Genomic DNA, 7,779 nt, shown 5'->3' with positions numbered 1-7,779 from the left:
ATCAATCTGCAGCGTGACGCTCGCCGAGGCGTTACACGACGCCTCTTGCCGCTATGCGCGCTCTCCGTGGATGAGTATATTATTTAAATAAAAGTTAAACATTGTCTAAAATTGGGGTATAGTATACGTTTCCATTTTAAGGTTTTTGCATCATAGATGGATATGGCTATATTCTGCCCACGACCATATTCGAACTTTTCTATTCCACAGTATAATTCTCCATTCCAAATATCGATATCTCCAAAGTGATTGCGTAATTCTGCATTCTTGAATGGGTGGTCATTTTTCATGATAAGCTTTCCCTGTTTATCATATTTGTAGAGAACTTTCGAATCTGAAATGTAATAATAATTGCTGTCAATTGCAATACCTTGTCGACCTTCTATTGGTATTACTTTTTTTAGTTGGTATTTACTTCCTATGTGCTGTGCACTAATTATTATTCCAAAAAATAATAACATTATAAGCAATAATCCTTTTTTCATATTTTTATTCTTTAAAGAGTTAAACACTATTTGTTAGAATTTATACATACCCATTATTTGAATTTGATTTGCACCACTCTTTCCTATAGCCGCTTTTACATTATTTTTATATCTAATATAGCTATAATTGGTTTGAATTTTGATAGATTTATTTATTTGGTAAGTTAAACCACAAAGAATTGAGTTAAAATTATTGGTACTGTTTTTTAATATATTGTCGCGATAGAGTTCATATTTCAATATTGGTAGAAAATTACCGGCATGATAGCCTACTAAAATATAACAACCATTCTCTTTTACAATATAATTCCCTTTATCTTTACTTTGTATATGACCATATTCTGTTCTAAAATCAATTCCAGTAGGATCATTGTACCAAATTCCAAAGATGTAGCGTGTCATTCCCTGGTGTTGATATGTTTTCGTTGTTCCTGTATTAGAATCTTGTAGAGAACCAGCATATTTCCCCCAATTGAATGACCCTTTTAAGTTCAAAAATTTTGTTGGTCGTACTTCTAGGGCGGTTACAAAATCCTTTGATTTGTTGTTATCATCCTTTGATGGTAAACTTCCATTTGTTATAGCCATATTGTAACTTACATAATAAAATTCTTTTTGAAGGTTAGGAAATAAATCACCCAAAATCATTACACCTATATCTCTTCCATAATCTATAAAGTTATAAGAAATAGGATTACGACATACCATTCTGTAGCAAATATTTGAAAAATCAATAGTTTCGAGTGTGGCTGGAGAAATATCGTAGTTTTCATAACCTAAAGGTAAATAGAATTGACCAGTACGTATTTGAAATTCATTTGATAATTTTGTCGTAACAAATGCGTCCATTACTTGGACATTCTTTTGTCCATTGCCATTTGTAGAACCACTGATTCCATTAAATAATTCTAGTTGGAGTCGTAATGAGAATATATTTGAAATAGGATCATCAAGAATGAGACGTAGTCTCTTAGCTTGAAATGAAGAAGATTCCTTCCCTGCAGTTGAATAATTCCATCCTGTCTGCAAATATCCAGAAATTGTTGGCAAAACTTTAAGAACTTCACTCCAAATAGATTGCTTGGAATTAGTAATAATTTGTTTATTACTTGTTGAATCTGCGAATGTGATAATTTCTGTCTTATTTTTATTTTCTATTTTATTGGACGTCTCTTCTTCTGCAGATATGGTGGAAGGGGAAATGAAAATTAAAAATACACCAGCAATAGTATCAATTGAAAATAAATGTTTCATAATGGTATAGTTTAATAAGCTCTATTTTTGCACATAAAGACATATCTATTGTTGTATAATGATAGCCTTTTATAGATTAAGATTGAAGAATATTTTTTATATTTTGTTTTGTAAATGTTGTTCTTCTTTGTACGTTAATGACATAAATGCTATTGCAAGTACACAAGCGATTATTAGTAGAATAAAAGTCGCACTCCATCCAAAACTTTGTGCCACATATCCTATGACGGTATTAGCAAGAATAGCCGTTCCAAAAAAGTAACCGAAAAAACCGGTAAGACCTGCTGCCGTTCCAGCCGCATTTTTGGGTACAAGATCAAGGGCTTGTACTCCAATAAGCATAACTGGACCATAAATGAAAAATCCAATCCCTATAAGAGAGAATATTACGATATGAATGTTGCCAAGATTAAACCAGTAAAGGAGGATAAATGCTAATACAAAAGCCATAAAAATTATAGTAGGTAATGCCCTTTGACCTTTAAATACATGGTCTGATATCCAACCACAGATCAGTGTACCAGGAATAGCCGCAAATTCATAAGCGAAATAGGCCCAACCTGCATCTTTCAGATTTATTCCTTTTTCTGTTAGTATTGTAGGTGCCCAGTCTAAACACCCATAGCGAACCATATAGACAAAAGCATTAGCACATGCAATAAACCAAAGAAACTTATTATTTAATACGTTCTTAAAAAAAATCTCTTTTACAGTTAAAACTTTTTCGGATTTTTCACTATAATTTTTGGGGTAATCGTTGCGCCATTTCTCTATGGAAGGAAGGCCACATGATTGTGGCGTATCGCGAAGGAGACAATATGCAATTATTGCTATGAGTATAGACGTTACTGCTGGAAAAACAAAAGTCCCAATTAAAAAATAAAATTGTGTATGTGAAGCATAAAACCATGAGCCGAACCAGATTGCTCCATATACGGACATTGGACCTACTAATGAACCGCCGACGTTATGTGCACAGTTCCAAATTGACATTTTTGTACCACGTTCATTTTGAGAAAACCAGTGTGTCATGATGCGCCCACATGGAGGCCATCCCATTCCATTAAACCAGCCAACAAGAAAGTTAAGAACTCCCATTATGATAATTGCCAAATAATGATGGTTGAGACCAATGAAAGTTATAGGTACTATCATAAACATCATAGCTAGTGATGCAAGGACTAGTCCGATAGGAAGGAATTTACGCGCATCACTTCGGTCGGAAACAGATCCCATCAAAAATTTTGATAGTGCATACGCGATGGCATTCATAGCTAATACAGTTCCTAATTCTCCTTTATCAAACCCGAAAGGTTTTAGCATAGGAATTGCCATCGTGAAATTCTTGCGAACTAGATAAAATGCGGCATAACCAATGAAAGCACCGATAAATACCTGTAAGCGTAATCGATGATAACGCTTATCAGCCTCAGGTCCTGATTGTTCTGGTTTAGAAATAGGTGGTGTTAAAAATCTTGACATAATCTTGTTTTTTATAGTTTTTGTTTTTCAATATTATTTAGCTTTTTCGTTTCTTCCACATCGATTGCCTGAGCAATCAGGGATATCGGATTTTCGACTGTATATCCAGTAGACATTTCGATTTGCCACTTGCAGGTCTCGCAATCCGTGGCTACGATGTCCGGGTTGACTTCTTTGATCTGTTTGAACAGAGGCACTCCGATTTTCTGAGAGTTGCGATAGTTCTCTTTCTTGAAACCGTAGGTCCCGGCAATGCCACAACAGCAGGATTCAAGGACAGTCAGTTGAAGTCCCGGTATCATCTTCATGAGTTCGATGCTGTAGATGGCCCATCCCATACGTTCCATATGACAGGCTGTATGATAAGCGACCTTCATATTGAAATCCTTTCTGAAGGCAAGTTTGATCTTGCCGGCTTCCAGAAGTTTATATAGATAGCGGGTAGCCAATGATATCTTTTCCCTGACATCATCATTCTGTATATTCAGCAAGGCTTTGTATTCATCCCTGACTGTAAAAGTGCAAGTGGAACTTGTCGTCAATACAGCTTCATTCGTTTTGATGGAATCCCGCATCGCATGGATGTTGTTCACCCCCTGCTTTTTGGCTTGCCCATACAGTCCGTTGGCGATAAGTGCTACGCCGCAGCATTTCTCATTCTCCAACAGATTGACGCCATAGCCTACGGCATTCATCACTTTCACGAAATCTTTACCCAACTGCGGGTAGTTATAGTTGGCATAGCAACCGTGGAAATAACTGACGTGATGTGGGTATGCCACTTGTTCCAGCGCATGTTTCCTGTACCAGGATTCGAATTTCTCATGACTGTAAGACGGAAACTGGCGGTGCTTGTCTATCTTGAGCGTCGTATCCAGAACCTTCTTCGTTATGCCCAGTCTCAAAGAAAAATTGGCAATAGGGGCGAACACTGTAGCCAGACTCCCGACAAAATCGGTATTGGCAAGCATCCAGTCTCTGAGACCGGGTTTGTGTGTACTGTATTTAATGCGGGCAGCTTGGATGATGTCACCTATCTTCACGCCTTCAGGGCAAGCCACTTCACATCGCTTACAGTTGAGGCAGAGTTTCAGCATCTCATCGAAATACTTAGGGTTCTTCAGGCGATAGCGCTCTGTGTCAGGCCCATCTTCCTTAGGTCCCCGGTATTTGGGTTCGACGGCTGCCACAGGGCAATAAACCGTACATATCGTGCACTTGAGACATTTCTCCAAATCGTGTGCACTTATATTTTCTGTTTGAGTTCTTTCTGACATGGCTTTACTCCTTTTCTAATATGTTTTCTGCTACCTGCAGTCCTGTGAGAAGGGAAACTCCTTCTCCGTCAGCAGACTTGACAGCATCATGACCACTAAGGATCAATCCTGCAGCGTATAAGTTGGTGATCGTCTTTCCGCCCTTTCGCCCTTTAAAGTCAGAATCAGTTTGAACACCGTATCTCATATAAGGTTGAGGTTCGAACAAATTCTCTTTTGTCCATTGCTGGCGGTCGTCACCGGTCGTAATATCAAGATTGAAAAGTGTTTCGAACACCTTTCCATAGTTAGAGTTCAGGTCCCCACTGAAGAACGATCCCGTTGCCAACACGAAATGGTCGGCTTCTAGAGGCTCATCCTGCAGGTTTTCTGTATAGACACATCTGAGTTGGTCGCCTTCAAACTCACCCTTCACAACCTTGTTTTGTCTCAGGAATGTTCCGCCCAGGGACTGGAAATATTGTATCAGTCTGGTTTGGATCAGAACACCTGGAACAGACGGCGGCATGGTCGCTACGAAAGTGATCGGGGCTTGGACCTTCTGCTTCAACAGTTGTATAGCTTTGAGGTTGGCAATGCCTAAGACAGCCGGAAGGAGGATGAGCTCCTGTTCGTGGCTGATGGCATTGATCTGCTCTGCCACTTTTTCGACATTTTCTTCTTCATCGAGGACCTTTGCGATATTCGTCGCCCTCATCTCTGAAGGATTCTCCCGTGCACGCTCCAATTCAGGTGTAGTGAAAGATTTCACAGTCACCGTGATGCCTCTTGTCTCAAGGCTGTTCTTCAGAAATTCCACCGGAAAGTCGAGGAATCCGCAAATGTTGGCGATGATCACTTCCTGAGCAGGAAACTTGTCCGGCCCTTCGAGGGTGATCATGTTATCCAGTGTGAGCCATGTCGGTTTGACCATGCCAATAGGCGTGAGTCGGAAGTGATTTTTTCCAATTTGCCCTTTGACGGTGATGCCGGCATTGGCCAGTAGGCCTTCAGCCTGTTTGGCCAGCACTTCTATCTTCTGGACACCTAATTTCGAATAAGGGTGTTCCTGTCCCAGAGCCTTAATGGCTTCTAAAGGATTGTCGACGATCGTTCCGCTCTCGTCATATCCCAAAAGATCGAAAGATCCGGAATTGAAATGCAAACTGCTCTGGCCCGCAGAAGCGACCATGACTTTCTGTCCCCGGCTTGCCAAAGAAATTCCGCAAGTCAGTCCGGTGAGTCCTCCACCTATAATTACTGTATCGTATTTCATTTCCGGTCCTCCTTTTTGGTTGTAGATGAGTCTAATTGGTCCAATCCGCAAAGTCCTTCGTAAATCATAGACATCAATTGTCCTTCTTTTAGCGTTTCACCCCAGGCGACAGGGTACATCCCCTTCCACCGCTCATTGATGAAATTGAAGAGATCCGATTCACTCTTCTCGGGTTTCAAGTGTGCTATCTTGCAAAGGACATTCGCAGCTCGGCAGGCACAGAGTTCACTTTGACAGGTCCCCATCCCCATTCGGGTATGGCGGCGAAGATTTTCCAGATTTCCGGTATAGAGTTGATTGACGGCATATCTTACTTCTCCTACACTCACTTCCTCACATTCACAGACCATCGCTCTGTCCTCAATGGACTGCATCGGTATGTCTCCGGTCAGGGTGCCATGTCTGCCTTTCTGCACCATGACGGTGTAGTTGTACGGTTTGGACTGAGGCAAGTTCTCTTGTTCAGAACCCGGCAGAGGTGTTGTGGCAGTCGTGCACTTTTTGTCGATACCCAGTTTCTTGCATGCCAGATCAGTAGCCTGCTCTGCCATCCGTCTATAAGTCATCATCTTCCCTCCGGTGATCGTAATGAATCCCGAAAGTCCATCTCTCGTTTCGTGGTCCAGGAGAACGATGCCCCGGCTGATGCTCCTGCCGGAAGGGTCATTGTCTTTAGCGACCAATGGTCTTACCCCGGCATAAGTGCGGAGGATTCTTGTAGATGCTAGTGCAGGAGCCATCTTCTCACCCTCTGTGATCAGAATATTGACTTCTTCTGGTGTGACCCTCAGGTGATCGATGACGTCGACTGGGACGCGGTCACTGGTTGTGCCGATCACGCAAACGGCATCATCCGGTACGAGAATATCAGCGTTGGCAGGTTTGCGGCAGCGGTTGATGACCATATTGTTGACACGATGTCCGAAGATGAGCAGAGAACCTTTCGCAGGAAACATATTGACTGTTATACCTGCCATTTTAGCGATGGTGCCGCCCCAACTCCCGGTCGCATTGATCGTAAGTTTGGAGTGGATCTCACAGGTTTCTCCTGTGAGGTTATTGCGGAGTTTAACCCCCTTGATGCAACCATTCTCATTGATGAAACCGACAACTTCATGGTAAGTCAGAAATTCGCAACCATGCCTTTTCGCATCTATGACGTTGGCAGTGCATAGGCGGAACGGGTCTATTGAAGCATCGGGAACTCTGACGGCTCCTATGAGGTCAGGATTGACGGCAGGCTCTATTTTCTTCGCATATTCAGGATCGATGATCTCTGCATTGATTCCGGCAGCGTGGCAGGCATCAACAAATTTCTTCTGGTAATTCAAATCATCCTCCGGCAGAGTGATAAACAGTCCGTCAGTAGGATCGACACAATGGCGTGCGATTTTACGAAGAATGGTATTTTCCTGGATGCATTCACGGGCTGATTCAGGGTCTGTGACCGCGTACCGTGCCCCACTATGCAGCAGACCATGATTGCGGCCCGAAGCGCCATTAGTGAAATCACGTTTCTCCACGAGTAAAACTTTCAACCCGCGTAACGAGCAGTCTCTCGCAGTTCCTATACCAGTAATACCACCTCCAATGACAATGACGTCATAAAGGTTATCTGTAGATTTCTTCATACTTTCTTTGGTCAATAGTTTAAGGTTTGGGAGAACTTTGAAATGGTTTTCCTTCTTTCACTTTATTTCTAAAGGTAAGTTAGAATTGGAATATGATTGTTATTCGCAAGCTTTTTCCTTCTTTGCGAAACAAATATAGTTTCATTTCGCTTTCCCTCCAAGGAATTTAACCTTAATTGTACTAATTATGATTCCATTAACTGATACTGATGAAAGCGGAGTGTATTTGGCTTTAAAAAGTGTATCATCCGTTGACAACTTTAGTGGAAATGGGCGTTCGGACTATCTTTATGGGATACCTCTTTCGTTTTTTATAAGAATATTTGTTAAATATATGGTTAAAAAGAGATACTTCTTATTTGGTCTTTGGAAAAAAGCTTAATTTTGTAATAACG

At 41.2% G+C, this 7,779-nt stretch carries 5 protein-coding genes and 1 pseudogene; all 6 read right to left on the bottom strand.

Translation table 11 applies throughout. The annotated features are described in order from the left end of the window. Nucleotides 1–119 precede the first annotated feature (119 nt). Nucleotides 120–485, bottom strand: a pseudogene (locus tag NG821_RS10640) (hypothetical protein); the annotation flags it as partial. Nucleotides 486–518: 33 nt separating this feature from the next. Next, on the bottom strand, nucleotides 519–1,739 hold the full coding sequence (locus NG821_RS10635) for a porin (protein ID WP_252761645.1): 1,221 nt from the start codon (nucleotides 1,737–1,739) through the stop codon (nucleotides 519–521). A 96-nt stretch (nucleotides 1,740–1,835) separates the two neighbouring features. Beyond that, nucleotides 1,836–3,221 carry an MFS transporter gene (locus NG821_RS10630; protein WP_252761644.1) on the bottom strand — a complete coding sequence of 462 codons (1,386 nt, stop codon included), beginning with the start codon at nucleotides 3,219–3,221 and terminating at the stop codon, nucleotides 1,836–1,838. Between the two features lie 11 nt (nucleotides 3,222–3,232). Beyond that, nucleotides 3,233–4,498: an anaerobic glycerol-3-phosphate dehydrogenase subunit GlpC gene (glpC, locus tag NG821_RS10625; RefSeq protein WP_252761643.1), complete on the bottom strand. Its 1,266-nt coding sequence runs from the start codon at nucleotides 4,496–4,498 to the stop codon at nucleotides 3,233–3,235. A 4-nt stretch (nucleotides 4,499–4,502) separates the two neighbouring features. Beyond that, nucleotides 4,503–5,753, bottom strand: a complete 1,251-nt coding sequence (gene glpB / locus NG821_RS10620; protein ID WP_252761642.1) for an anaerobic glycerol-3-phosphate dehydrogenase subunit GlpB — start codon at nucleotides 5,751–5,753, stop codon at nucleotides 4,503–4,505. Further along, a complete protein-coding gene (glpA, locus tag NG821_RS10615) occupies nucleotides 5,750–7,384 on the bottom strand; it encodes an anaerobic glycerol-3-phosphate dehydrogenase subunit A (protein ID WP_252761641.1) in 1,635 nt (544 codons plus the stop codon). Before glpA ends, glpB begins: the two co-directional genes overlap by 4 nt. Between the last annotated feature and the right edge of the window lie 395 nt (nucleotides 7,385–7,779).

Source organism: Segatella cerevisiae (assembly GCF_024054555.1).
Classification (GTDB): domain Bacteria; phylum Bacteroidota; class Bacteroidia; order Bacteroidales; family Bacteroidaceae; genus Prevotella; species Prevotella cerevisiae.
This window is presented reverse-complemented; position numbering and strand designations above follow the sequence as displayed.